General features: G+C 62.7%; 20 protein-coding genes. 8 read left to right on the top strand and 12 right to left on the bottom strand.

The features are described from left to right. Positions 1-70: 70 nt before the first annotated feature. Complete coding sequence (locus C4N23_RS09430) at positions 71-940, bottom strand: phosphoribosylaminoimidazolesuccinocarboxamide synthase (RefSeq protein ID WP_055190778.1); 870 nt, start codon at positions 938-940, stop codon at positions 71-73. 247 nt (positions 941-1,187) lie between these two features. Here C4N23_RS09430 and C4N23_RS09425 point away from each other — a divergent pair, with 247 nt between their 5' ends. The 5 genes from C4N23_RS09425 to C4N23_RS09405 all read left to right on the top strand — a co-directional run bounded on the left by C4N23_RS09425 (position 1,188) and on the right by C4N23_RS09405 (position 8,074). Continuing rightward, the gene (locus tag C4N23_RS09425) at positions 1,188-2,621 is read left to right on the top strand and encodes a 6-phospho-beta-glucosidase (protein WP_112145605.1); all 1,434 of its coding nucleotides are present in this window, start codon (positions 1,188-1,190) and stop codon (positions 2,619-2,621) included. Further along, a complete protein-coding gene (locus C4N23_RS09420; RefSeq protein ID WP_112145602.1) occupies positions 2,605-3,570 on the top strand; it encodes a glycerophosphodiester phosphodiesterase in 966 nt (321 codons plus the stop codon). The genes C4N23_RS09425 and C4N23_RS09420 overlap by 17 nt, the downstream gene beginning before the upstream one ends. A 217-nt stretch (positions 3,571-3,787) precedes the next feature. After that, entirely contained in the window at positions 3,788-4,270 is a 483-nt protein-coding gene (locus C4N23_RS09415; protein ID WP_055190771.1) for a MarR family winged helix-turn-helix transcriptional regulator, read from the top strand. A gap of 130 nt (positions 4,271-4,400) precedes the next feature. Then, entirely contained in the window at positions 4,401-6,152 is a 1,752-nt protein-coding gene (locus C4N23_RS09410) for an ABC transporter ATP-binding protein (RefSeq protein ID WP_112145600.1), read from the top strand. Then, a complete protein-coding gene (locus C4N23_RS09405) occupies positions 6,152-8,074 on the top strand; it encodes an ABC transporter ATP-binding protein (RefSeq protein WP_112145598.1) in 1,923 nt (640 codons plus the stop codon). The genes C4N23_RS09410 and C4N23_RS09405 overlap by 1 nt, the downstream gene beginning before the upstream one ends. A gap of 66 nt (positions 8,075-8,140) precedes the next feature. Here C4N23_RS09405 and C4N23_RS09400 read toward each other — a convergent pair whose 3' ends face one another. The 11 genes from C4N23_RS09400 to rsmD form a co-directional block, all read right to left on the bottom strand. Beyond that, entirely contained in the window at positions 8,141-9,619 is a 1,479-nt protein-coding gene (locus tag C4N23_RS09400; protein WP_112145596.1) for a UDP-N-acetylmuramoyl-L-alanyl-D-glutamate--2,6-diaminopimelate ligase, read from the bottom strand. A 20-nt stretch (positions 9,620-9,639) separates the two neighbouring features. After that, positions 9,640-11,199 (bottom strand): cell division protein FtsQ/DivIB, encoded by a 1,560-nt coding sequence (locus tag C4N23_RS09395; RefSeq protein WP_112145594.1) that lies wholly within the window; start codon positions 11,197-11,199, stop codon positions 9,640-9,642. Positions 11,200-11,236: 37 nt separating this feature from the next. After that, a complete protein-coding gene (murG, locus tag C4N23_RS09390; RefSeq protein ID WP_112145592.1) occupies positions 11,237-12,364 on the bottom strand; it encodes an undecaprenyldiphospho-muramoylpentapeptide beta-N-acetylglucosaminyltransferase in 1,128 nt (375 codons plus the stop codon). A 12-nt stretch (positions 12,365-12,376) separates the two neighbouring features. Then, positions 12,377-13,669, bottom strand: coding sequence for an FtsW/RodA/SpoVE family cell cycle protein (locus tag C4N23_RS09385; RefSeq protein WP_112145590.1), 1,293 nt, complete (start codon positions 13,667-13,669; stop codon positions 12,377-12,379). A gap of 13 nt (positions 13,670-13,682) precedes the next feature. Next, positions 13,683-14,729: an MraY family glycosyltransferase gene (locus C4N23_RS09380; protein ID WP_112145588.1), complete on the bottom strand. Its 1,047-nt coding sequence runs from the start codon at positions 14,727-14,729 to the stop codon at positions 13,683-13,685. A gap of 1 nt (position 14,730) precedes the next feature. Continuing rightward, positions 14,731-16,101, bottom strand: a complete 1,371-nt coding sequence (locus tag C4N23_RS09375) for a UDP-N-acetylmuramoyl-tripeptide--D-alanyl-D-alanine ligase (RefSeq protein ID WP_112145585.1) — start codon at positions 16,099-16,101, stop codon at positions 14,731-14,733. Positions 16,102-16,166: 65 nt separating this feature from the next. Continuing rightward, positions 16,167-18,662, bottom strand: coding sequence for a peptidoglycan D,D-transpeptidase FtsI family protein (locus C4N23_RS09370; RefSeq protein ID WP_112145583.1), 2,496 nt, complete (start codon positions 18,660-18,662; stop codon positions 16,167-16,169). A gap of 63 nt (positions 18,663-18,725) precedes the next feature. Further along, the gene (locus tag C4N23_RS09365; protein WP_097839913.1) at positions 18,726-19,214 is read right to left on the bottom strand and encodes a cell division protein FtsL; all 489 of its coding nucleotides are present in this window, start codon (positions 19,212-19,214) and stop codon (positions 18,726-18,728) included. Between the two features lie 35 nt (positions 19,215-19,249). After that, positions 19,250-20,218: a 16S rRNA (cytosine(1402)-N(4))-methyltransferase RsmH gene (rsmH, locus tag C4N23_RS09360; protein WP_112145581.1), complete on the bottom strand. Its 969-nt coding sequence runs from the start codon at positions 20,216-20,218 to the stop codon at positions 19,250-19,252. Positions 20,219-20,488: 270 nt separating this feature from the next. Then, on the bottom strand, positions 20,489-20,950 hold the full coding sequence (locus tag C4N23_RS09355) for an ATP synthase subunit B family protein (protein ID WP_055190744.1): 462 nt from the start codon (positions 20,948-20,950) through the stop codon (positions 20,489-20,491). Beyond that, positions 20,947-21,537: a 16S rRNA (guanine(966)-N(2))-methyltransferase RsmD gene (gene rsmD, locus C4N23_RS09350; protein ID WP_112145579.1), complete on the bottom strand. Its 591-nt coding sequence runs from the start codon at positions 21,535-21,537 to the stop codon at positions 20,947-20,949. The genes C4N23_RS09355 and rsmD overlap by 4 nt, the downstream gene beginning before the upstream one ends. Before the next feature lie 135 nt (positions 21,538-21,672). On the opposite strand from rsmD, the gene C4N23_RS09345 reads away from it, so the two are divergent. The 3 genes from C4N23_RS09345 (at position 21,673) to C4N23_RS09335 (ending at position 25,286) form a co-directional block, all read left to right on the top strand. Then, positions 21,673-22,293, top strand: coding sequence for a flavodoxin family protein (locus C4N23_RS09345; protein ID WP_112145577.1), 621 nt, complete (start codon positions 21,673-21,675; stop codon positions 22,291-22,293). Between the two features lie 69 nt (positions 22,294-22,362). Continuing rightward, the gene (locus tag C4N23_RS09340; RefSeq protein WP_112145575.1) at positions 22,363-24,750 is read left to right on the top strand and encodes a glycoside hydrolase family 2 protein; all 2,388 of its coding nucleotides are present in this window, start codon (positions 22,363-22,365) and stop codon (positions 24,748-24,750) included. 140 nt (positions 24,751-24,890) lie between these two features. Then, the gene (locus C4N23_RS09335; protein ID WP_055190737.1) at positions 24,891-25,286 is read left to right on the top strand and encodes a hypothetical protein; all 396 of its coding nucleotides are present in this window, start codon (positions 24,891-24,893) and stop codon (positions 25,284-25,286) included. Positions 25,287-25,289 lie beyond the last annotated feature (3 nt).

Raw genomic sequence — 25,289 nt, 5'->3', positions numbered from 1 at the left:
CACAACACAAAAGCCGCCGTGCAGCGTTCTGAACTGCACAGCGGCCTTTTTGTTTGATATAGGGTGTGCCTTACAGCTTCTTGCCGGTCAGCATCTCATAGGCTTCGAGGTACTTCTCGATGGTCTTATCGATGACATCCTGCGGCAGGTCATAGTTGCTGTCGGGGTTGGCCTTGAGCCAGTTGCGGACGAACTGCTTGTCGAAGGAGGGCTGGCCGTGGCCGGCTTCGTAGCCCTCCAGCGGCCAGAAGCGGGAGGAGTCGGGGGTGAGCATCTCGTCGCCCAGCACCACATTGCCGTTCTCGTCCAGACCGAACTCGAACTTGGTGTCAGCGATGATGATGCCGCGGCTCAGGGCATACGCGGCGCACTTCTTATACAGGGCAATGGTGTAGTCGCGCAGCTTGGTGGCGTACTCCTCGCCGTGGCCGGGGAACTGCTTCTCCAGCACGGTGATGCTCTGCTCGTAGGAGATATTCTCGTCGTGGTCGCCGATCTCAGCCTTAGTGGAAGGGGTGTAGATCGGCTCCGGCAGCTTTTCGGACTCCTTCAGCCCTTCGGGCAGCTGGATGCCGCAGACCTTGCCGGTCTTCTGGTAGCTGGCCCAGCCGCTGCCGGTGATGTAGCCGCGGACGATGCACTCGATGGGCAGCATGGTCAGCTTGCGGCACTTCATGCACTTGCCCTCGAACTGGGGCTGCTGGAAGAACTCCGGCATATCCTTGGTGTCCACGCTCAGCATATGGTTGGGCAGGACATCGCGGGTGTAGTCGAACCAGAATTTGCTCATCTGGGTCAGGACCTTGCCCTTGTTGGTCACTTTATTTTTCAGGATCACGTCGAATGCGGAAATGCGGTCGGTCGCGACCATGATCAGGCTGTCGCCATTGTCATAGATCTCGCGAACCTTTCCCTCTTTGATAGGCTGAAACTCCTGCATAGCAAAACACTCCGTTTCCTTAATAGTGGTTTTCTTCTGCTTAAAGTCTACCATACTTCCTGTCCGTTGGGAAGAAACAGAATGGAAGGAAAATCGGGCCGTTTTTCAGATTTTATCGTGAAAACTGCAAAAATTTCGCTCTGATTTTCGTCAAAATGACGGAAATAGTCATACTTTCGTCCTTGAATGGCCCCGCAGAACATGGTAAAATGAGGGTAACGACATTATGAACAGGAGGTAATTTTCCATGGGCAGATTCCCGAAAGACTTTTTGTGGGGCGGTGCCACCGCCGCCAACCAGTGCGAGGGCGCATACAACGAGGGCGGCCGCGGGCCGGCCAATGTGGACGTGGTCCCCTTCGGGGAGGACCGCTTCCCGGTGATGTTCGGCAAGCTGAAGATGCTGGACTGCGACGCGGAGCACTACTACCCCTCCCACGAAGCCATCGACATGTACCACCATTTCAAGGAGGACATCGCTCTCTTCGCCGAGATGGGCTTCCGGTGCTACCGGCTGTCGATCGCGTGGACCCGCATCCTGCCGAACGGCGACGACGCCGAACCCAACGAGGAGGGCCTCGCCTTCTACGATGCCCTCTTCGACGAGTGCCACAAGTACGGCATCGAACCGCTGGTGACCATCTGCCACTTCGATGCACCCATTGCTCTTATTAAAAAGTACGGCGGCTGGAAAGACCGCCGGATGGTGGACGCCTACGTCCACTACTGCGACATCCTCTTCCACCGCTACAAGGGCAAGGTCAAATACTGGCTGACCTTCAACGAGATCAATATGCTGCTCCACATGCCCTTCATGGGGGCCGGTCTGCTCTTCGAGCCGGGCGAGAATGTGGAACAGGCCAAGTATCAGGCCGCTCACTACGAGCTGGTGGCCAGCGCCAAGGCCGTCAAGCTAGCCCATGAGGTCATGCCCGGTTGTATGGTGGGCTGTATGCTGGCTGCGGGCGAATTCTACCCCCGCACCTGCGCACCGGAGGACGTTCAGGCCGCTGCCGAGGCCGACCGCGACAACTACTTCTTCATCGACGTCCAGTCCCGCGGGGCCTACCCCGTCTGGGCCAAGAAGCGGATGGAGCGGGCCGGCATCGCGCTGCGCACCGAGCCGGAGGATGACCAGACCCTGCGGGAGGGCACCGTGGACTTCATCTCCTTCAGCTACTATTCCAGCCGCTGCATCACGGTGAACAAGGAGCTGATGGAACAGGCCGACGGCAACGCCATCGGCGCGGCCGCTAAGAACCCCTACCTCAAGACGAGCGAGTGGGGCTGGGCCATCGACCCGGTGGGCCTCCGCATCACCATGAACACCCTCTACGATCGCTACCAGAAGCCGCTGTTCATCGTGGAGAACGGTCTGGGCGCTGTGGATACCGTGGAGCCGGACGGCTCCATCCACGACTCCTACCGCATCGACTACCTCCGCGCCCACATCGAACAGATGGAAAAGGCCATCAACGAGGACGGGCTGCCCCTGCTGGGCTACACCACATGGGGCCCCATCGACCTCGTTTCCGCCTCCACCGGCGAGATGAAGAAGCGCTACGGCTTCATCTATGTGGACAAGGACAACGCCGGAAACGGCACTCTGACCCGCAGCCGGAAGGACAGCTTCTACTGGTACAAGAAAGTCATCGCCTCGGACGGTGAAGACCTTGCCTGAGATCATCGCGCACCGTGGGGCAACTTACCTTGCACCCGAAAACACCCTGACCGCCTTCCAGAACGCCATCGTCCTCGGTGCCGACGGCGTGGAGATGGATGTGCAGCAGACCAAGGATCAGGGTCTTATCATCCATCACGACTACCTCATCGACCTCGGCACCAAGATCTCGGCCAAGATCTACGACCTGACCCTCGGTGAGCTGGAAGACATCGACCTGACCAAGTGGAACGGGGTGGACTTCACCACCGAAAAGCTGCCCACGCTGGCCGAAGCGCTGGCTTTTTGCAGCGGGCTGGAGGGCTGCACCGTCCAGCTTGAACTGAAAGCTCCCATCCTGCCGGATCCGGCCTTCGTGCCCCGCGTGGTGGAGCAGATCCGGGCCTCCGGCCTTGGGGAGCGGCTGCTCCTCGTCTCCTTCCGGCACGACCTGCTCCAACAGGCCAAGGAGCTGATGCCGGAGCTCCGGGTCGGCATCCTGACCCTCGGCTCCCTGCCCAGCATGATGCTCCCGCCGCCAGTCCTCTGGAAGGACCTCGGCCTTGTCAACAGCATGGACGGCGAGCTGGACGAGGAGAACTGCCCCTCGCTGAAAAAACAGGCCGGGCTGGTGGCCAGCACCATTTCAGACAAGCTGACCCTCATTGCGGCCCTCTACCCTCAGATGAGCGTCCGGCAGATCGTGGGCACCTTGGCGGATCAGGCCGACCCCGCCGCCTATGTCCAGTCCCTTTCCTTCCCGGTGGACTACGTGAGCTGCGAGTACCACACCGCGTTCCAGAACCCGGAGCTGGTCAACCAGCTCCACGCCGTCGGCTGCAAGGTCGCGTTCTGGACCGTGAACAGCAAAAATGTGGTCCGCTCCCTCCTCCCGCTGGGGCCGGACTGCTTCGTGACCGACCGCCCCGACAGCATCCGGGTGTGGATCGCGGAAGCCGAAGCAGAATAAATTCAACTCCCCCCGTCACAGCTGCGCTGTGCCAGCCCCCTCGGTGAGGGGGCCTAAAAAGCCTCCCTCCTAGAGGGAGGTGGCATCGCGCAGCGATGACGGAGGGAGTTTTCTTGTTTCCTCTTGACTTTCTTGTATCCAAGCGCTAGAATAGTATTGTATCGAACAGTTTTGTTCAAAACAATCCATTTCCCAACAATTCAGAGGATGAACCATCATGTGTGACGAAACCACGAACCACGGCTGCTGCGAGCCGAACCCGCCATGGGAACCGCCGCAGGTCATCCCGGCCCAGATGCGCCGGGTCAACAACCTGATCTTCCGCAAGATCAACCAGTTCCACCGCGAAAACGGGGTCGAGAACGTGACCCCCATGCACGACTGGATCATGAGCTACCTGTACTGGCACAAGGAGGAGCCCGTCTACCAGCGGGACATCGAGCGGGAGTTCTCCATCACCCGCTCCACCGTGACCAACATCTTACAGCTCATGGAGCGCAAAGGCTACATCGAGCGCCAGAGCGTGCCGCGGGACGCCCGGCTCAAGCGCTTGGTTCTGACTGAGGAGGGGGCCCTGCTCCACGAAAAGACCATGCATTCCCTCCACCAGACCGACGAATTCGTCTCCGGGCTGCTGACGCCGGAGGAGAACGCCGAGCTGCTCCGCTTGCTGAACAAGCTGCGGGAAGGTCTGCGCTGAAAAACGGAACCGTATGATTTTTCAGCTTTCATGACATTTTTACGAACTTTGGAAAATCGTATTGACATTTTAATTGTTCTGTATAGAATTGTTCCATGTCAAACAAATTATTTCACAGGAGGTCTACCAGATGATCAAAAAGCTCGTGTCACATCTGGGCGAGTACAAGCGCGCCGCGATCCTGACACCCCTCTTTTCCGCGCTGGAAGCGATCATGGACGTTCTGCTGCCCACCATCATGGCCTTTATCATCGATCAGGGCATTGAAAAGGGCGATATGAACGCCATCATCAAATACGGTCTGCTCACCTTCTTGGTGGCAGCGTTGGCGCTGCTGCTGGGCGTGCTGGCCGGTAAATTCGCCGCAGAGGCTTCCACCGGCCTTGCCGGCAACCTGCGCGATGCAATGTACGAGAACATCCAGCATTATTCCTTCTCCAACATCGACAAATACTCCACCGCGGGCCTTGTCACCCGCATGACCACCGACGTGACCAACGTGCAGAACGCCTTCCAGATGATCGAGCGGATGTGCGTGCGCGCCCCGGTCCATCTGGTCTTCGCCCTCATCATGGCGTCGGCCATCAGCGGCTCGCTGACCATGGTGTTCGTGGTGGCCATCCTCTTCCTCGTGGCGGTGCTGGCTTCCATCATGATCCCCACCTTCGGCATCTTTGACCGGGTGTTCAAGAACTACGACAACCTGAACGCCTCGGTGCAGGAGAACATCTCCGCCATCCGCGTGGTCAAGAGCTTCGTCCGCGAGCACTTCGAGAACGAGAAGTACACCAATGCCTGTGAGAGCCTGTACAAGCAGTTCGTCCGCGCCGAGAGCCGCCTGAGCTTCAACAACCCCGCCATGCTGGTCTCGGTTTATGGCTGCAACCTCGCTCTGAGCTGGTTCGGCGCCCACTACGTGCTGAACGGCTCCATTACCACCGGCCAGCTCAACGCCCTGTTCGGCTACATCATGAACATCCTCATGGCCCTGATGATGCTGAGCATGGCCTTCGTCATGATCTCCATGTCCGCCGCTTCCGCCCGCCGTATCGTGGAAGTGCTGGACGAGACCACCGACCTGCCCGCCCCCAAGGCTCCGGTCAGCACCGTAGCCGACGGCGGCATCGAGTTTGACCACGTCACCTTCAAGTACAAGCACGGCTCCGGCCAGCCGGTTTTGAACGATATCACCTTCACCATCAAGCCCGGCGAGACCTTGGGCATCATCGGCGGCACCGGCAGCGCCAAATCCAGCCTTGTGCAGTTGATCCCCCGCCTGTACGACCCGGAGACCGGCAGCGTCAAGGTCGGCGGCGTGGATGTCCGGGATTACAACCTCGACGTCCTCCGCCGGGAAGTCTCCATGGTGCTGCAGAAGAACGTCCTGTTCTCCGGCACCATCCTCGACAACCTCCGCTGGGGCGACGAGAGCGCCAGCGAGGAAGAGTGCATCCGGGTGGCAAAGCTCGCCTGTGCCGATGAGTTCATCGAGCGCTTCCCCGACAAGTACAATACATGGATCGAGCAGGGCGGTTCCAATGTGTCCGGCGGCCAGAAACAGCGCCTGACCATCGCCCGCGCTTTGCTGCGCAAGCCCAAGGTGCTGATCCTTGACGACTCCACCAGCGCCGTGGATACCGCCACGGACGCCAAGATCCGCAAGGCGTTCCGGGAAGAGATCCCCGGCACCACCAAGATCATCATCGCACAGCGCATCTCCTCCGTGCAGGATGCGGACCGCATTCTGGTGCTGGACAACGGCCAGATCAACGGCCTTGGCACCCACGAGGAGCTGCTGAAGAGCAATACCATTTATCAGGAAGTTTATAACAGTCAGACCCAAGGCAGCGGCGACTTCGACAAGCAGGGAGGTGAGCAGTAATGGCACAGGCAAAAGAAGTACGCGGCCCCGGCCCCCGCGGCGCAGGGCAGCCCCGCCCGAAGGTGGAAAACCCCGGCCTTCTGCTCAAGCGGATCATGGGCGAAGTGTTCCAGCACTATCTGCCCCACTGCATCATCGTGCTGATCTGCATCGTGGTCAGCGCACTGGCCAATGTTCAGGCCAGCCTCTTCCTCAAGAGCCTCATCGACGACTACATCGTCCCCATGACCCAACAGGCCGCTCCCGACTTCGGCCCCCTGACGGCGGCTCTGATCCGGGTGGGCTGCATCTACGCGGTGGGCGTGCTGGCCGCTTGGCTCAATGCCCGCATCATGGTCAACGTAACGCAGGGCACCCTGCGCAACCTGCGCACCCAGCTTTTCACTCACATGGAAAGCCTCCCCATCAAGTACTTTGACCAGCACCCCCACGGCGACATCATGTCCGTGTACACCAACGACGTGGATACCCTGCGCCAGATGCTCAGCCAGAGCATCCCGCAGCTGGTCTCCAGCGCCATCACCATCGTCTCCGTCTTCGCCAGCATGGTGATGATGAGCTGGCAGCTCACCGTCGTGACCATGTGCATGGTGGCCCTGATGCTGTTCTGCTCCAAGAAGATCACCTCCATGAGCGGCAAGTACTTCATCGCCCAGCAGCGGGACCTCGGCAAGGTGAACGGCTATATCGAAGAGATGATGGAGGGCCAGAAGGTCGTCAAAGTCTTCACCCACGAGCAGAAAACGCTGGCCGGTTTCCGCGAGCTGAACGATAAGCTCAAGGACAGCGCAAAACAGGCCAACGCTTACGCCAACATCATCATGCCCGTCACCGCCCAGCTGGGCAATATCAGCTACGCGGTCTGCGCACTGGCAGGTGCAGCCATGGCCGTCGGCGGCATCGGCGGCACCACTCTGGGCACCGTCATGGCCTTCCTCGCCCTGAACAAGAGCTTCAACATGCCCATCAGTCAGGTGTCCATGCAGGCCAACAGCATCATCATGGCACTGGCCGGTGCGGAGCGCATCTTCAAGCTGATGGACGAACCCAGCGAGACCGATGAAGGCTACGTCACCCTCGTCAACGCCAAGTATGACAAGGACGACAACCTCGTGGAGACTTCCGACCGCACCGGCATCTGGGCGTGGAAGCACCCCCACCACGACGGCACCACCACCTATCACAAGCTGGAAGGCGACATCACCTTCACCGGCGTCGATTTCGGCTATGTGCCGGAAAAGACCGTCCTCCACGACATCAACCTCTATGGCCGCCCCGGCCAGAAGATTGCCTTCGTCGGCTCCACCGGCGCGGGCAAGACCACCATCACCAACCTCATCAACCGCTTCTACGACATCTCGGACGGCAAGATCCGCTACGACGGCATCAACATCTCCAAGATCAAGAAGGACGACCTCCGCCGCTCCCTCGGCATCGTGCTGCAGGAGACGCACCTGTTCACCGGCACGGTCATGGAGAACATCCGCTACGGCCGCCTCGAAGCCACCGATGAGGAGTGCATCGCCGCCGCCCGTCTGGCCAACGCCGATGGCTTCATCAAGCGTCTGCCCGACGGCTACAATACCATGCTGACCAACGACGGCGCCAACCTGTCGCAGGGCCAGCGCCAGCTGCTTGCCATCGCCCGCGCGGCGGTCGCTGACCCGCCGGTGCTGATCCTCGACGAGGCCACCTCCTCCATCGATACCCGCACCGAAGCGCTGGTCCAGCGCGGTATGGACGGCCTGATGTATGGCCGCACCTCCTTCGTCATCGCCCACCGCCTGTCCACCGTCCGCAATGCCGACTGCATCGCGGTTCTGGAGCAGGGCCGCATCATCGAGCGCGGCAGCCACGACGAACTGATCGCCAAAAAGGGCAAGTATTACCAGCTCTACACCGGCAATCTGGCCGAGAACTAAAACCTTCAACAACAACGCCCCGCAGAGTGGAAAACCCTGCGGGGCGTTGTGCTGTTATTGTAACGCTTATTCCAACCCGATCTGCTGGGCGTATTCCTCCAGCAGCTCCCGCTCAAGGAAGGGGGTCTTGACGCCCATCCGGTCGCGGTAGGTCTCGTGGCCCTTGCCGATGACGGCGATCAGATCGCCCTCCTGCGCGTGGTCCACGGCGTAGTGGAGCGCGTCCAGACGGTCGGGGATCTCCACGAACTTGGCGTCCGGGTTGCCCTTGTTCATGCCCACCCGGATGTCGGCGAGAATGTCCTCGATCTTCTCAAAGCGGTTGTTGTCCTCGGTGAGGATGGAGAGATCCGCCATCTTGGCGCAGATCTCGCCCATGCCGTAGCGGCGCAGCTTGGAGCGGTTGCCGCCGCAGCCGAACACCACCACCAGCCGGTGCGGCTTGTAGGCCCGCAGGGTGGTGAGCAGACTCTCGGTGGAGACTTCGTTGTGGGCGTAGTCCAGCAGGATGGTGAACTTCTTGCTGATGGGCACCAGCTCCACCCGGCCCTTGACCACGCACTTGCCGAGGCCCTCGTGGATGGCGGCGTCGGGCAGACCCAGCACCTTGCCCACGGTCAAGGCGGCCAGCGCGTTGTAGACGCTGAACTCGCCGGGCATGTTCACCTTCACATCCATATTGTCCCTGCCGGAGACATGGAAGGCCACACCCAGAAAATCGTGGGTGCGGAGCAGCTCACAGCCCTCGGCGCGGTAGTCGGCGGCTTCGCTGCGGCCATAGGTCACCAGCTTGCAGGTATGGCCCTCCAGCAGGGCTTCGGTGTTCTCGTCGTCGATGTTCACGACGCCCACATCGCACCGCTTGAACAGCTGGCCCTTCCAGCTGCGGTACTCCTCAAAGGTCTTGTGCTCGCCGGGGCCGATGTGGTCGGGCGAGAGGTTGGTGAAGACGCCGATGTCGTAGTGGATGCCAGCCACACGGTCCATCATCAGGCCTTGGCTGGACACCTCCATCAGGGCCACATCGCAGCCCGCATCGAGGAACTGGCGGAAGGTCTTCTGCAGCTCGTAGCTTTCGGGGGTGGTGTTGGCGGTCTCCTGATGGCGACCCATGAAATAGATGCCGTTGGTGCCGATCATGCCCACCTTTTTGCCCGCGGCTTCCAGCACGCTCTTGATCATGTGGGTGGTGGTGGTCTTGCCCTTGGTGCCGGTGACGCCGATCATGGTCATCTGCTTGGCCGGGTTGCCGAAGAGGTTGCAGCTCATCAGGGCCATGGCATAGCGGCTGCTCTCCACCTTGACGACGGTGGCCTCCGGCACGGCGGACAGGTCGATGTCATGCTGGATGACCAGCACGCTGACGCCTTTGGCGGCGCAGTCGGCGGCGAACTCGTGGCTGTCCCGCTGGGTGCCCACGATGCAGACGAAGGCAAGGCCCGGTGCGGCCTTGCGGCTGTCATAGATGATATCGGTCACTTCGGTCTCCATACTGCCCTGCACGAGAGTAAAGGGGACCCCTTCCATCAATTGTTCCAGTTTCATAGATGAACCTCGCTTTTTTGTCAGTTTGCGGCCCCGGTGCCCGCCGGTTCCTGTGCGGCGGGGGCGGGGTCTGCTTCTGCGGAAGTTTCGGCTTCGGGGACGGCCTGTTCAGCAGCTCCGTCGGCGGGGGGCTCCGCCGCAGCATCGCCCTCCGATGCAGCGGTCTCCTCTGCCGGGGCGGCATCGTCCGCTGCGGTGTCCTCTGCTGCCGGTTCCGGGATCACATAGCCCGATGGCAGCTTCGGCTCGCCCTGCGCAAAGGTGAATTTGCGGGTGGAGGACATGCTGATGTGGGTGAAGTCCAGCGTGCCGGTGTCGGTGGCCGCGCAGCCGCTGCCGTCCGCATTCAGCAGCACATGCTGGGCCAGTTTGAGCTTGTAGTCCAGCTCGTTCAACGTGCCCAGCAGGACGCTGATCCGATCCTGATACAAAAACGACATCTCCTCCGGGTCGGCGAACTCAATGCGGGTCACGTCGCCGCGCATCCCTAGGGCATCCAGCGCCGCCAGCAGGGTGTTGAGGGAGTCCAGCCGCTTGTCGCCCGCCTCTTCGGCGGTGCCGGAAGCGCTGTCCGACGCGGCGCTGTCCGACGCAGCGCTGCTGGCGGGGGCGGGCTGCTCAAAGCTGAGCTGGGTGCCGGGGGTCTGGCTCACCGGTTCGCCGCCGTAGAGGGTGGGCAGACCGGCGGGCTGCGCCCCATCGGAGGAGAGGATCTTCAGGCTGGCCGAGAGGGTCAGCCACCCGCCCGACGTCTGCATGGTGTAAGCGGGCTGGGCCTCGGTCACCTGAATGACCACGGTGCCGGGGTAGTCCCGCTCCACCCGGATATTCTCCAGCATGGGGAAGACCTGTTCCAGCGCGGCGGCCTTGGACGCGGGGTCAAAGCTGAAGATGTTCTCTTCGAGGTTGACGCCCAGCGCCTGAACGATCTGCTCGCTGGAATAGCCCCCCGCCTCGCTCACCACACCGTCCGCCGTCCGCACCTGAATGGCGCTGATCTTGAACAGCATGGTCACGGTGAGGTAGATGCCCGCCGCAATGACGCAGAGCAGCATGGCCAGCGCGGTCAGCCGCCGGATGATGCGGCGGCGGCGCAGCACCTTCCGGGTGAGCTTCCGCTTCTTTTTGCCCTCCCGGCGGACGGGGTCCCGCAGGTTCGCCTCGGTGGGGCGGAGCCGCTGGGGATTCCGCCCCGGCTGGGGGTTCCGGCTCTGGGGGCGGCTCTGGCCGGTGCGGGCGGCATTCCGGCTGCTGCGGGGGCGCTGCCCGGCCCGCCCATTCTGATTTCGGCCGTTCTGCGGGCGGCGGTTCGGATCGCGGTTTTGGTTTCGATTTTGATTCTGGGCGGGGCGGCCTCCGGTGGGGAACTGGATGCTGTTGTCCGGGTAGCCGCTGCCATAATCTACGCTGCGCTCGGTGTACCGGCTGGGCCGGGGGGCGTCAGGGTCGAAGTTCGGGTTGGTGATGGGATGGCTGCTGTTCTGGCTGCGCACCCCGTTTGCACTCCGGCGGCGCTGGGCGTCCTTGGCCTGATCGTAGGCCGGGCGCTTTTTGCGGCGGCGGTTTCGGTTTTCTGTCATTGGGCCGCACCTCCTTTCCTTTGGATTTTCGCTTCTCTTACGGGGTCTTGACGAGCTTCAGCAGCGCATCGGCAATGCGGTCGAGGCTGTCGTCCACCGAGAGCTCCCGGGCGTTCTGGCCCATGGCGGCCAGCTTGCCGGGCTCGGCCAGCAGCTCGGACACGGTGGAGACCAGCTTCTCGCCGGTCAGATCCTTTTCCTCAATGACCACCGCAGCCCCGGCTTTTTGTAATTCCAGCGCGTTATAATACTGATGGTTTTCGGCCACGTTGGGACTGGGGATGAGGACCGCCGCGCGGCCCACGGCCTCCAGCTCGGCCAGCGTCAGGGCACCGGCGCGGCTGATGACGAGGTCCGCCGCCGCCAGCAGCTCCGGCATGTTGTTGATGTATTCCTTCACCACGAGGCTGTCGCCGGGGGCGAAGCCCTTTTCCTTTTCAAGGTTCTGGAACAGCTCCACGCCGTACTGGCCGGTGGCGTGGAGGTGCAGCACGGGCTTTTGGTTCTTCTGTTCCCATGCGCAGAGGTCGGCCACCACCTCGTTGACGCGGCGGGCACCCAGACTGCCGCCGAAGGAGAGGATGACCGTCCGGTCCCCTGCCCCCAGCTCAGCGCGGATGGCGTCCCGGTTCTTGGCCTGCGTGAAGACCTCCGGCCGCACCGGGTTGCCCACCACGATGGTCTTTTCGGGGGCACCCAGCTTCTCCACGGCGGCGGGCACAGCGGCAAAGACGATGTCCACGTCCGGGGCCAGCAGCTTATTGGTCACGCCGGGGAAGGCGTTCTGCTCGTGCAGAGCGGTCTTGATGCCCATCTTGGCGGCGCAGCGCACCACCGGGCCGGAGACGTAACCGCCGCAGCCGATGACGAGGTCGGGCTGGATGTCCCGCATCATCTTCTTGGCCACCGGGCCGGACAGGGCCAGATTCCACAGGGTGATGAGGTTCCGCTTGATGTTATGGAGCGAGAGCTTCCGCTGGAAGCCGGTGATCTCGATGTGGTGGAAGGGGTAGCCCGCTTGGGTCACCAGCCGGTATTCCATTCCCTCTTTCCGGCCCGCGAAGTGGATCTCGGCGCTGGGGTCTGCTTTTTTCAGTGCACCGGCAACGGCCAGCGCGGGGTTGATATGGCCGGCCGTGCCGCCGGCTGCGATCAGAACACGCATCTTGGTTCCTCCTTATGATTCGGCCCGCGCTTTCCGCGCGGATGCTAGATCGATGGTCTTTTCCTTCCGGCGGGCCTCCTGCTCCTCGTGGGCGCGGCGGCGTTCCTGCCGGACCCGCTCGCCGTTGCGGCCAATGTTGACCATGACGCCCATCTCGGCCAGCAGCAAGATCAGGCTGGTGCCGCCGGAGGAGAAGAAGGGTAGCGAGATGCCGGTGTTGGGCAGGGTGTTGGTCACGACCGCGATGTTGCAGAACACCTGCCACGCGATCTGGGCCATGATGCCGATGCCCACCAGCGTGCAGAACCGGTTCTCAGCGTGGAAAGCCAGCCAGAACCCCTGCACGAGGAAGAGCACGAACAGCAGGATGACCAGCACCGCCCCCACGAAGCCCAGCTCCTCGCAGACGACGCTGAAGATGAAGTCGTTGGTGCTTTCGGGCAGCCAGAGCTGCTTTTCGATGCTGTTGCCAAGGCCGAGGCCGGTCACGCCGCCGGAGCCAATGGCGTAAAGGCTCTGCAGCGTCTGGTCGGTCATCTTGGTCAGGTCCTGCGTCCAGCCGTCGAGGCGGCTTTGCAGGTAGGGGATGGAGTCGATGTGCTGCAGCACCGTTTCCAGCAGCAGCACACCGGCGGCTCCGCCCACCCATGTGATGATGCCGCCGTTGCCGCCCAGCAGCAGGATGGTGCCCACCATGGCGGTGGTCAGCACGATGCCGGACATGTGGGGTTCCATGATGAGCAGCGCCACCACGAGCACCAGCGGCAGCAGGGGCAGGATCAGCTCCCGCACCAGCCGCTGCTGGAGCCACACCCTCACCGGCACCCGGCCGCTGCGGCTGGGGTCCAGCTTTTCCAGCTTCGGGGCCTTGGCCGCAAGGTGGGCCGTGAGCAGGATCATTTCAAACTTTGCGATCTCGGAGACCTGCACCGTCTGCCCCGCGATGCGCAGCCAGCGGCGGCAGCCGTTCAGCGGCGTGCTGAACAGTACCAGCACCAGCAGCACAAGGCAGACGATGTACCCCGGCCAGACCATTTTGCGCAGAAAGCGGTGATCCACATAGGAAAAGGCGATCATCACCAGCAGCCCAAGGCCGAGGCAGAGCACCTGCGATTTGATGTAATGGAGGCTGTCCCCAAAGCGGAGATAGCCGGTGGTATAGCTTGCACTGTAGAGCATCACGAGGCCGAACACCACGATGATGCCCAAGGTCGCCAGCCAGTACAGCAGAAGCGGCGACCACGGGCCGGGGTCCCGCTGCAGAAGGGAAAACGGCTCGGTTCTTTTTCGGCGGACGGTTGCCATGTGCAGCACCTCCTCAACTGATTTTTGCCCATTGCAGGGCCAGCGCCGCGCCCAGCAGGGCCGCTGCGCAGAACGCATAGAAAATTTGTACGCTGCCGCTGCCCCGCACTTCCATCCAGCGATGGAGCGGCGCGGTGCGGAAGAGCTGCTTCCGCCCGTGGGAGAGCTTGTAGATCACGATCTGTAAGAACACCATCCCGCCCTCCAGCCAGTAGGGCAGCCCCAGCGGCAGAGCGAGGTCGGGCCAGCCGATGCACAGCGGGATGCAGCCCAGCGCACCGGCCAAGAACAAGCTGCCCACGCTGCCAAGCCGCAGCTTTGCAGGCGGGAAGTTCCAGAGCAGGAAAGCCATCAGCGCGCCGGCCAGCGCCGCCGGGAGAACGGCCAGCGGGAACCAGCCGAGGACGGTCATGCAGAGCATCAGCCCCAGCATGGCCGCAAAGGCTGTACCGCAGCAAAGGCCGTCCATCTCGTCCGTGATGCGGACACTCTCGGCCAAGGCCACGAGATCCGCTTCCCACAGCAGCGGGGCCAGCACGCCAAGCCCCACGTACCCGGCCCCCGGCAGGGCCATGCCGCCCGCAAGGCAGCCGTTGGCCCCCAGCAGGACCAGCACCACAGCCCCGGCCCCCGCTTCCAGCAGCAGCCGGGTGCCCCGGCGCAGCCCCAGCGGGGAGCGGCGGCGGATGCGGGCGATATCATCGGCCAGCCCCACGCCGCCGAAGAGCAGCGCCCCGAACAGGGCGATGAGCAGCCGGGTGGAGAGCAGCCCCTCCGCACCCAGCAGCTGCGGCTCGGCCACACAGGCGGCGGTCCAGCCCACGCCTACAGCGGCCAGCACCCCTACCATCAGGCAGAGACCTCCCATGGTGGGCGGCTGGGCCGGGCGTTCCAGCTCCGGATCCGCGTTTTCCGGTCTATCGGGTCCCGGCGCTTGCTGCGTCTGGGCCGGGCGGTTCCGGTTTTGGAGGGATCGCAGCAGCGGCACCATCAGGTTCCCCATCGCCGCCGTGAGGAGGAACCCCAGCGTCGAAGCGACGATCAAGGCGAAACGGATCATATCACGGCTGCTCCTTGTAGAAGAGTTCCAGCACCTTTTCCAGCGCCATGCCGCGGCTGGCCTTGACCAGCAGCGCGTCGCCGGGCTGCATCAGCTTGAGCAGCGCATCGGCGGCTTCGCGGTAGGTATTGGCGTGCAGGGTGGTCAGGCCCTTGGCCGCCGCCACAACGGCGATGCGCTTGGCCTGTTCGCCATAGGTGATAAGGGTATCGAGGCCGCTTTCCGCAGCTTCCCGGCCCACCTCTTCGTGGGCTTCCCGGCTCAAGTCGCCCAGTTCCAGCATATCGCCCAGCAGCGCGAACCGGCGCTTGCAGGGGTACTCCTTGAACATGGCCAGCGCGGCCTTCATGCTGTCGGGGTTGGCGTTGTAGCAGTCCTCGATGACATCGATGCCCTTGCTGTGGACGACCTTCTGGCGCATACCGGTCTGCTCAAAATTGCCGATGCCCCGGACGACCTTCCGGGCGTCCAGCCCCAGCCGGGTGGCGGCGCAGTAGGCAGCCAAGGCGTTGGCGACGTTGTGGCGGCCCATGGCGGGGATCTTCACGAGGAAAGTCCCCTCTTCGTGGTCTTCCAGCACGAAGCTCATGCCGTCGGCCTCCTGCTGGATGGACAGGGCGCAGACATCCGCGCTCTCGTCGCCGAGACTGAACCAGACGGGCCGGATGTGCTCCGGCAGCTTCGCTTTCCGCAGGAAGGGGTCGTCGCCGTTCAGCACGAGGGGGGCCCCCTCCGGCAGACCGGCGCAAATCTCCAGCTTCGCCTTGCAGATGTTCTCCTGACTGCCCAAGTTGCCGATGTGGGACACGCCGATGCAGGTGATGATGCCCACATCTGGGCGGGCGCACCGGCTCAGCCGCTCGATCTCGCCCCGGTGGCTCATGCCCATCTCCACCACGGCGTACTCGGTATCCCTGCCGATGCGGAACATGGTGCGGGGCAGACCCAGCTCATTGTTCTGGTTGCCCTCGGTCTTGATGGTATTCCCGAAGCCCTCGATGGCGGCGTAGCACATCTGCTTGGTGGTGGTCTTGCCCACGCTGCCGGTCACGCCCACCACCTTGGGGTGGAACTGGCTGCGGTAGTTCGCGCCCAGCACCATCATGGCGTGGTAGCTGTCCGGGCAGAGGACGGCCTTTTCCGCCGGGACGCCCTCGACCGGATGGTTCACCACCACGCAGAGGGCCCCTTCTTCCAGCGCCTTGGCCGCGAAGTCGTGGCCGTCGAACCTTTCCCCCGGAAAGGCCACGAAGATGCAGCCGGGGCGCACCTCGCGGCTGTCGGTGGTCACGAGGGAGACTTCCGCCTCCCCGAACATCATGCTGTCCGGCACAAGGCCGTGCAGCAGCACACTTGCTTTGATACGTTCCATAAATACCCTATCCCCTTTTTCCAATATTGCTCGATCGTCTCACACGCGAGATGCCTGAGAAGGCGTTACCCGCAGGTAATGGTCACGATGGTGCCGCGCTGGACGCTGGAACCGGCGGCCTCACTCTGCGCTTGGACAAGGCCGTTTCCGTCCCCTTCCACCACGCAGTTCAGGCCCGCCGCCGCCAGCATCTGCCGGGCAAAATCCGCGCTCTTGCCCGAAACGTCCGGCACCTCCGTGTGTTTGCCCTCGTATGTATCCGTATACAGGTAGATGGTCGTGCCATAGGCCACCTCTGCCCCCGCACGGGGGTACTGGTAGGTGACCACCGCGCCGGTCTGGCCGGAATCGCTCTCGGCCAGCTGGTGCTTCAGGCCCTTGATGTTCAGCGAGACCTGCGCGTTGCTCCACTCGTTGCCCACAAGGTTCGGCACCTTGACCATGGTGCTGCTGCGGTCGGTGCCGTCGGTGGCGATGCCAAGATAGGGCGCGATCTCGCTGATGATGTTGCCGACGACAGGCGCGGCCAGAATGGACGAGTAGTCCGTCTTGGCGTTGTTGGGGTCGTCCAGCATAACGTAGACGAGGATCTCCGGGTCGTTGGCGGGCAGCACGGCGGCGAAGGAAGCGACCTTCTTGTAATCGCCGTCGCTGCGGCGGTCCATGTTCAGCTGCTCGGACGTGCCGGACTTGCCGCCGATGCGGTAGCCCGCCACATAGGCGCGGCCGCCGCCGCCCTGCGTGCCATCGGCCACCTCGTATTCCATGATCTGCCGGATGGTCTCGCTGGCGCTCTCGCTGATGACCTGACGGCGGACGTTCGCGCCGACTTCCTCGATGACGTTGCCGTTCTGGTCGGTGATCTTATCCACCACATGCGGGGTCACGAGGTAGCCGCCGTTGACGGCTGCCGAGATGGCGGTGCAGACCTGCAGCGGGGTCACCGCCATGGCCTGACCGAAGGCCGAGGAGGCCAGCTCCACTTCGCCCAAGCGGCTCTTGCTGTAATACTGCATGAAGCTGGTCTCGTTGGGCAGGTCCACGCCGGTCCGCTCGGTAAAGCCGAAGGCGTCGAAGTAATCGTAGAACAGGCTGGAGCCAATCCGCTGGCCCAACTGGATGAAGTAGATGTTGCAGCTGTTCCGCAGGGCCTCGGCCAGATTCTGCACACCATGGGCCTTTTTGCCCGCGCAGTGGTAGGTCTCCTTGGCGACGCCATAAGCGCCGGAGCAGTTCAGGGTGGTGTTGAAGGTCGCCTTGCCGGAGTCCACACCCATGGCCGCCGTGATGACCTTGAAGACGCTTCCGGGGTAGTACAGCTCGGTGATGGTCTTGTTCTTCCACTGGATGTCGCGGTAGTAGCCGGAGTAATCGCCCTCCGGGTCAAGAACTTTGTTGCCGTTAGCATCGGTGACGTAGCTGCCGTCTTCATTCTTGAGGTAGACGCCGTAGAGTTCCGGTTCCGCGTGGACCAGCTCGTTCAGGTAGGCCTCGTTGGTGGTGTAGTTCAGCGGGTCGTTGGGGTCGAAATCAGGCTTCGAGGCCATGGCGAGGATGGCACCGGTCTTGACGTTCATGACGATGGCCGCGCCGCGGTTCTCCACATTGTTGGCCGCGATGGCTTCGTTCAGGTAGCGTTCCACCACTTCCTGCACGTTCACATCCAGCGAAAGGACGAGGTTCGAGCCGTCCTTCGCGGCGTAGGTGGTGGCGTTTTCGTCCGCGATGGCGTTGCCGTAGGCGTTGCGCAGGGTGATGGTGCGGCCGTTGACGCCCGCCAGCGTGGACTCGTAGGATTTTTCAAGGCCGTAGGTGCCGTAGCCGTCCGCATCGCAGAAGCCCAGCACCGACGCGGCAAACGCGCCGTAGGGGTAATCCCGCTGGAAGCTCTTGGTGGAGGAAACGGAGATGCGCCCTTTGCGGATGCCCTGTTCGGCGTCCGCCTTCTTGTGGGTCTTGTTGTACTCGGTGACGTACTTCTCGATGGACAGCTTGATGGCGTTGTTCACCTTGGTGGCCAGCGTCTGATAGGCCGAGTCGCTCTTGGAAAGGGCATCGTACACGGTCTGGTACTGGGTCTGGTACGCCTCGGAGGAGGTGTCCACGCTGTCCAGACTCTCGCCGTCGCCGGAGAGCAGCCGCAGGGTGAGCTGGGTGCTCACTTCCTGCAATGCCGCCGGGTCGGCGGTCTTGGCCACCCCGCCGGTGTCGTCGTTCTTGGTGCTGGTGAACAGGGCCGTGCTGTAGCTGGGGTCAGCCCAGATGGTCCAGACCACGCTGGTGGACGCCAGCGTGATGCCGGAGGTATCGTAAATTTCACCGCGGGTGGCCTGAATGGTGCTGTCCAGCAATTGCTGCTGGGCCGCATACTGGCGGAAGGTGGCGCCGTTCCGGATCTGGATGTTGTACAGGCTGTGGATGACGATGCCCGCTGCCGCCAGCACGAAAAGCACGGCGGCCACGAAGCTGAAATGCCGCAGCCTTGCGTTAAGGCGTTCATGCGGGTCGGTGCGGCGCAGCCGGTAAAGGCCCTTCTTGGGCTTGGAGGATGGTTCCTGCATTGCTTGTCTTACTCCTGAGAAACCGAAAAAGCGTGCGCTGCCGCACGCTTTTCCTGTTTTATTTTAGTTTGCGCGGTTCACGCTGCCCATGATCATCATCGCGCCGTCGTGCAGCAGGTCGGTCCACTGCCGCACAGCGGACTCCTTGCGGACGAGGACGCTGCCCCCGTCCAGACGGATGTAGGTGATCTGGCTCTGGTCGATCTTCATCAGGCCGAGGCGGGTGGCCGTCTCTTCCACGCTGGTGATGTTCGTCCGGTTGTTCAGTGCGCTGTTGTAGTAGGTGTACTGGCTCTGGGTGCTCACGAGGTCAGCCTTGGCGTTCTGGATCTGGCTGTTCAGCTCCACCAACTGCGACTCGCTCCACAGCAAGCTGACCGCAAAGCCCACCAGCAGCGCCGCCGAAAGCAGCTGCAGCGCGTGCTGCATAGCGGCCCGCACCGGATTCAGCCGGGGCTTGCCGCCCTTTTCTACCCGCAGCGGAACTTTGCGCTGCGTCTGAGGCGCTCTTCTGCGGCGCACCTCTGTCATATCATATGCTGCCTGACCCATGGTACTCTCCTCCTCACTGATTCTCCGCGGTGGTGTTACAGTTTTTCAAGAACGCGGAGGTGTGCGGACCGGCTGCGCCGGTTCTCTTCCAACTCCTGCGTATTGGCTTCGATGGGTTTGCGGGTGATGAGCTTGGCCTTGGCCTTGCCGCCGCAGACGCAGACCGGGAACTCCGGCGGGCAGGTGCAGGCGGTGGACCAGCGGCGGAACTTGTTTTTCACCAGCCGGTCCTCAAGGGAGTGGAAGGTGATGATGCAGAAGCGTCCGCCCGGTGCCAGATGCTCAAAAATGGTGTCCATGCCCTCTTCCAGCGCGTCCAGCTCGTGATTGACCGCAATGCGCAGCGCTTGGAAGGTGCGGCGGGAAGGGTTCTTGTTCTTGCGGCGCTCGGCGGCGGGCATGGCGCTGGCCACGATGTCGGCCAGCTGCAAGGTCGTCTCGATGGGGGATGTTTCCCGCGCCTCCACGATCTTCCCCGCGATCTGCCAAGCAAAAGGCTCTTCGCCGTAATCCTTCAGGATGCGGGCCAGCTCCTCCCGGCTCTCAGTGTTCACGAGGTCGGCGGCGGTCTCGCCCTCTTGGCTCATCCGCATATCCAGCGGCGCGTCCGCCCGGTAGGAAAAGCCTCTGGCCGCGTCGTCCAGTTGATGACTGGATACGCCGAGGTCCAGCAGCGCCCCGTTGATCCGCTCGATGCCCAATCGTTCAAGGGCTTGTCCCGCACAGCGGAAGTTGATCTGCACCACCGTGGCGGGGAGCCCGGCCAGCCTTGCGCGGGCCGTCTGCACCGCGTCGGGGTCCTGATCGAGGGAAATGAGCCGCCCGCCCTTTTCTGCGTCCAGACGGAGCGCGATCTGGCGGGAATGGCCCGCCCCTCCGGCGGTGCCGTCGAGGTATATGCCCGCCGGGTCGATGGCAAGGCCGTCGAGGCACTCGTTCAGCAGTACGGGCACATGCTCAAACGAGGCCGGGTCAAAGGCTTGTCCGTGTTGTTCGTTTTCCATAGGGCCCAGCCTCCTTTCTGTTGTTTCAGTCCTTCATCCTGTGCGGTGAGCCGTCATTTTTTCATTTTTCAGACCCCGCCGGGCGCCCTGAGGGGCACACTGCCCCAAGCACCTTTTCGGATTCAATTTTATTTTAACAAAACCCGTGTGCGAATGCAAGGCTTTTGGCGGTGCTTTTTCCTCAAAAATCACCAAAAAAATCCCCTGCAAGCCGTGTACTTTGCTTGCGGGGGACGTCCTGTTTTTTTGACAAACTCCGCAGGGGCCCAATTACATGGGTTTGCGGGGGCTCTGGCGGAGGTTTGCACGCACACTTTTCACCTGTGCGGCGTTCTCGGCCATGGTCTCTTCGGTGGTCTTGAGCATATTATCACAGTAGTCGGTCACGGTCTGGCGGACGGTGCGGGCCTCGGTCTGGGCGGCGGAGACGATCTCCGACGCGCGCTGCTGGGCCGCCTTGACGATCTCGGCCTCGCTGACGAGGATGCGGGCCCGCTCCTCGGCCTTTTTCACGATGGCCTGTGCCTGTGCGTTGGCCGAATCGATGAGCTGGGCACGGTCGCTGACGATGGACTGTGCCTGACGCAGCTCCACCGGTAGATTCTGGCGGATCTCGTCCAGATAATCCCGGATCTGCTCCACGTCCACGATCCGCTTGCCGCCCGAAAGGGGCATCCCGGCGCTCTCTTCGAGAGCGTCCTCAATGGTATCCAAAAGCTCGTTTACGTTCATTCCGCATCTTCCTCTCCGGCGGGCTGCATGGGCTTTGCATATTTCCACAGCAGCACCTTGCCGTATTTATACTGTTTCTTCAAGGTCAGCTCCCCAGCCTCGGCGGGCAGCACAAGGCCTGTCTCGCTCTCGCACAGGACGATGCCGCCGGGGGCCACCACCTTGTCCACGCTGGGAAGGATCTTTTCCAGCGTACCACCGCGGAACGGCGGGTCCAACAGAACGAGGTCGAACTGCTCATGGCACGCGGAAAGATACCGCGCCGCCTCGCCGATGTTGACCCGGCTGCAGTCGAACACGCCGCAGGTCTTGCAGTTCTTCATCACGATGTTCACGGCCTCGCGATTCTCGTCCAAGAACACGCACCGCGCTGCCCCGCGGGAAAGAGCTTCGATGCCCAGCTGGCCGCTTCCGGCGTACAGGTCCAGCACCCGTGCACCGGGCAGGTCGAACTGGACGATGCTGAACATCGCCTCCTTGACCTGATCGAGGGTGGGGCGGGTGATATCGGTGCCGGGCAGGGCCTCCAGCCGTCTGCCCCGTGCGTCTCCTGCAATGACTCGCATGTGGTTGCCTCCTTTTTGCATCCGTTTGTGTATCTTTATATTATTGTCAAGACACCGCACTTTGTCAAGGGTTGCGTTGCACTCCGGCGGCAAATGTGCTAAAATCAGCCCAGAGCGCGGTTTTTCTCCGCGCACCGTCAAAAGGAGAGAGTTACTATGAATGTCCTGCTCATCAACGGCAGCCCCCACGAGAAGGGCTGCACCTACACCGCCCTGACCCTCATCGCCGGGGAACTGAACGCCGCCGGCATCGATACCGAGATTTTGAATGTCGGCACCAAGCCCGTCGGCGGCTGCATCGGCTGCGGCGGCTGCGCTGCGGGCAAGGGCTGCGTCTTCGGGGGCGTGGTCAACGAGGCCATCGAAAAGGCCAAGACCGCCGACGCCTTCGTCTTCGGCACCCCGGTCCACTACGCTTCCGCATCCGGCAACATGACCAGCTTTATGGACCGGCTGAGCTACGCGGGCGGCAAGTATCTTGCCTACAAGCCCGCCGCCATCTGCTGCTCGGCCCGCCGCGCCGGTACTACCACCACCCTTGACCAACTGGTGAAGTACCCGGAGTTCTTCCACATGCCCCTCGTCAGCGGCTCCTACTGGCCCATGGTCCATGGCTCCAACCCGGAGCAGGTCTTACAGGACCAAGAGGGCTGCGCCGTGATGCGGGAGCTGGGCCGCAATATGGCGTGGCTGCTCCGCTGCATCGAAGCGGGCAAGGCCGCGGGCATCTCCCACCCGGAGAATCCCCGCCGTCCGATGACAAATTTTATAAGATAAATGCTTTTTTCGTTCACAACTTTGTGGTAGCATTAGGATAAGTATTTTTACCACGACGGAGGGCGGACTATGGAACATTACGATTGGAACGACGGCTGGCTGTTCACCCCCACCTTCGACCCCGCCATCGTGCGGCCGGAGTGCCCGGAGCTTGCGCTGGAACCCGTGCGCATCCCCCACACGGTCAAGACGCTGCCCTACAATTACTGCAATGAAAACGATTACCAGCGCCTTTGCGGCTACCGGCGGGAGTTTTTCGCCCCGAAGGAGTGGCAGGGCCGCACCGTGCTGCTCACCTTTGACGCCGTGGCCCACGACGCCACCGTGTTCTGCAACGGGCGGCGGGTGTTCCACCATGGCTGTGGCTACACAGCCTTCACAGTCGATCTCACCGAAGCCCTCCGTCTGGGGGAGAAAAACGTCCTCGCCGTCCGCTGCGACAGCCGCGAGGACCTGAACATCCCGCCCTTCGGCGGCCAGATCGATTACCTGACCTACGGCGGCATCTACCGCGCCGTCTCGCTGGACGTGAAAGAACCCGCTTATCTGCGCGATATCTTCATAGAGGCACAGGCTGAGGGCGATTTCCGCATCTACACCTCCACCGTGGGTGAGACCGTGGGCTGCACCCTCCAAGCCGAGATCCGCAGCCCCGCCGGGAGCCGCGCCCTCTACGACGGGGAGCTGTCCCTGCCCATCGTGGGCACCCTGAACGGCGTCCACCCGTGGAGCATCGACCACCCCTTCCTCTACACCCTCACGGTGCGGCTCATCCGCCCCGGCACCGGCGGTCTGCCCGACCGGGTGCTGGACGAAAAGTCCACCCGGTTCGGCTTCCGCACCATCCAATTCGTCGCGGGCGGGCTTTACCTCAACGGCCAGCGGGTCGAAGTGCGGGGCCTGAACCGCCACCAGAGCTACCCCTATCAGGGCTATGCCATGCCGGACAGCATCCAGCAGCTTGATGCCCACATCCTGAAAAAGCAGCTGGGCTGCAACGCCGTCCGCACCAGCCACTACCCCCAGAGCCCCGCCTTCCTCGATGCGTGCGACGAGCTGGGGCTGCTCGTCTTCCTCGAAATGCCGGGCTGGCAGTACATCGGGGACGAAAGCTGGAAGGCCCAAGCGCTGCAAAACTGCCGCGAGATGGTCTGCCAGTGCCGCAACCACCCCAGCGTCTTTTTGTGGGGGGTGCGGGTCAACGCCAGCGCCGACGACGAAGCCTTCTACAAGCGCACCAACGAGGCCGTCCACCGGCTCGACCCCACCCGCCCCACCGCCGGGGTCCACATCCGCCGGAAGGATCAGCTTCTGGAAGACGTCTACGCCTACAACGACCACTCCTACGCCGGGCGGGGGCCGGGGTGCGAGAACCGAGCCAATGTCACCCCCGACATCCGCAAAGGCTACCTCATCAGCGAATTCGGGGGCCAGCAGTTCCCGGCCAAAGCCTTTGACGACGAGCCGCACCGGCTGGTCCAAGCGCTGCACCACGCCGCCGTCCTGAACGACGCCATCGCCCAGCCGGGCGTGGCCGGGGCGCTGGGCTGGTGCATGGCCGATTACAACACCCACAAGGAGTTCGGCAGCGGCGACCGCATCTGCTACCACGGCGTGCTGGACATGTTCCGGAACCCGAAGCTCTCCGCCGCCGTCTACGCCAGCCAGAAAACGCCCCGCTCCCCTTCGGACATCGTGCTGGAAGTTTCGTCCAGCATGGCGCTGGGGGATCACCCCGGCGGCTTTGCGGGGGCGTGCTGGGTGTTCACCAATGCCGAGAGCGTCCGGCTCTACCGCGGCAACGATTTCATCGCCGAGTTTACCCCGGACCGCCGGGGCCGCTTTGCCGCGCTGCCTCATCCGCCCATCGAGGTGCAGGACTTCGTCGGCTCCCTGCTGGAAAAGTACGAGGGCCTTGACCCCGTGGCCGCCCCGCAGGTGGCCGCCATCCTCAATGAGATGCGCCGGGACGCGCTGACCCTCTCGCCGTTGAGCCGGGCCCGGCTGCTGTCGCTGCGGCTTGGCTGGAACGACCTGCTTCGGATGTACTACAAGTACATCGGCGTGCTGGGTTCCCCTTCCAGCGTCTACCGGTTCGAGGCCGTCTGGCACGGCCGGGCTGTCCGCACCGTGGTCAAGGAGCCGGTGCAGAGCGTCCGGCTGGAGTGCACTGTCCTGAATCCCTTGCTGACCGACGGCCCCACATGGGACTGCGCCGCCGTCAGCCTCCGGGCCATCGACCAGAACGGCAACCTCCTGCCCTACTGCGGCGAGGCCGTCCAGCTTTCCGTCGAAGGCCCGGTGAAGATCCTCGGCCCCAGCGTGGTGCCGCTGCGGGGCGGCATGGCGGGCACCTACCTCGCCACCACCGGCGAAGCGGGCCGGGCCGTCCTCCACTGCAAAATGGAGGGTGCGCTGGACACCGAAGCCGCCCTCACCGTGCGCAAACGCGGTTAAACGCCGTCCTTTCATGATAGATTTGCACTCCGTTCAAAGTTTTATCATGTTTGGCTGATATTCTATCCTTGTAAAGAACAGCAGGACGGCCTCGGCCGTCCTCTTTTAAAGATATCTTGAGGAAAAAGGACTGTAAGACTATGAGAGAAAAACTTCGCCGCTTCATGATCGGCCGCTACGGCACCGACGGCCTGAACCAGTTCCTGAGCATCGCTTCGCTGGTGCTGCTGCTGATCGCCATCGTCAGCCGGGTCAGCCTGTTCACATGGCTGGGTGTGGCTCTGCTGGTGTTCTGCTACTACCGCACCTTCAGCCGCAACATCTCCAAGCGGACGGAGGAGAACTACAAGTTCTACACCCTCAAGGATCGTGTGGGCAGCAAGTTCCGCAGCTGGAAGGAGCAGTGGGCCAACCGGAAGGTCTACCACTACTACCGCTGCCCCCAGTGCCACCAGAAGCTGCGGGTGCCCCGCGGCCGGGGCCGCATCCAGATCTCCTGCCCCCGCTGCGGCACCCAGTTCATCAAGAAGAGCTGACCC

Source organism: Faecalibacterium hattorii (assembly GCF_003287455.1).
Classification (GTDB): Bacteria; Bacillota; Clostridia; order Oscillospirales; family Ruminococcaceae; genus Faecalibacterium; species Faecalibacterium hattorii.
Note: the sequence above shows the minus strand (reverse complement) of the source record. Positions and strands in the feature narration are given on the sequence as shown.

Bases quoted from the DNA above. Each gene is read 5' to 3' on its own strand.
- C4N23_RS09355 (WP_055190744.1), bottom strand. From the start codon at position 20,950: ATGAACGTAAACGAGCTTTTGGATACCATTGAGGACGCTCTCGAAGAG.
- rsmH (WP_112145581.1), bottom strand. From the start codon at position 20,218: ATGGAAAACGAACAACACGGACAAGCCTTTGACCCGGCCTCGTTTGAG.
- C4N23_RS09425 (WP_112145605.1), top strand. From the start codon at position 1,188: ATGGGCAGATTCCCGAAAGACTTTTTGTGGGGCGGTGCCACCGCCGCC.
- C4N23_RS09415 (WP_055190771.1), top strand. From the start codon at position 3,788: ATGTGTGACGAAACCACGAACCACGGCTGCTGCGAGCCGAACCCGCCA.
- C4N23_RS09400 (WP_112145596.1), bottom strand. From the start codon at position 9,619: ATGAAACTGGAACAATTGATGGAAGGGGTCCCCTTTACTCTCGTGCAG.
- C4N23_RS09345 (WP_112145577.1), top strand. From the start codon at position 21,673: ATGAATGTCCTGCTCATCAACGGCAGCCCCCACGAGAAGGGCTGCACC.
- C4N23_RS09365 (WP_097839913.1), bottom strand. From the start codon at position 19,214: ATGGGTCAGGCAGCATATGATATGACAGAGGTGCGCCGCAGAAGAGCG.
- C4N23_RS09385 (WP_112145590.1), bottom strand. From the start codon at position 13,669: ATGGCAACCGTCCGCCGAAAAAGAACCGAGCCGTTTTCCCTTCTGCAG.
- C4N23_RS09405 (WP_112145598.1), top strand. From the start codon at position 6,152: ATGGCACAGGCAAAAGAAGTACGCGGCCCCGGCCCCCGCGGCGCAGGG.
- rsmD (WP_112145579.1), bottom strand. From the start codon at position 21,537: ATGCAAAAAGGAGGCAACCACATGCGAGTCATTGCAGGAGACGCACGG.
- C4N23_RS09395 (WP_112145594.1), bottom strand. From the start codon at position 11,199: ATGACAGAAAACCGAAACCGCCGCCGCAAAAAGCGCCCGGCCTACGAT.
- C4N23_RS09375 (WP_112145585.1), bottom strand. From the start codon at position 16,101: ATGGAACGTATCAAAGCAAGTGTGCTGCTGCACGGCCTTGTGCCGGAC.
- C4N23_RS09430 (WP_055190778.1), bottom strand. From the start codon at position 940: ATGCAGGAGTTTCAGCCTATCAAAGAGGGAAAGGTTCGCGAGATCTAT.
- C4N23_RS09410 (WP_112145600.1), top strand. From the start codon at position 4,401: ATGATCAAAAAGCTCGTGTCACATCTGGGCGAGTACAAGCGCGCCGCG.
- murG (WP_112145592.1), bottom strand. From the start codon at position 12,364: ATGCGTGTTCTGATCGCAGCCGGCGGCACGGCCGGCCATATCAACCCC.
- C4N23_RS09380 (WP_112145588.1), bottom strand. From the start codon at position 14,729: ATGATCCGTTTCGCCTTGATCGTCGCTTCGACGCTGGGGTTCCTCCTC.
- C4N23_RS09340 (WP_112145575.1), top strand. From the start codon at position 22,363: ATGGAACATTACGATTGGAACGACGGCTGGCTGTTCACCCCCACCTTC.
- C4N23_RS09370 (WP_112145583.1), bottom strand. From the start codon at position 18,662: ATGCAGGAACCATCCTCCAAGCCCAAGAAGGGCCTTTACCGGCTGCGC.
- C4N23_RS09335 (WP_055190737.1), top strand. From the start codon at position 24,891: ATGAGAGAAAAACTTCGCCGCTTCATGATCGGCCGCTACGGCACCGAC.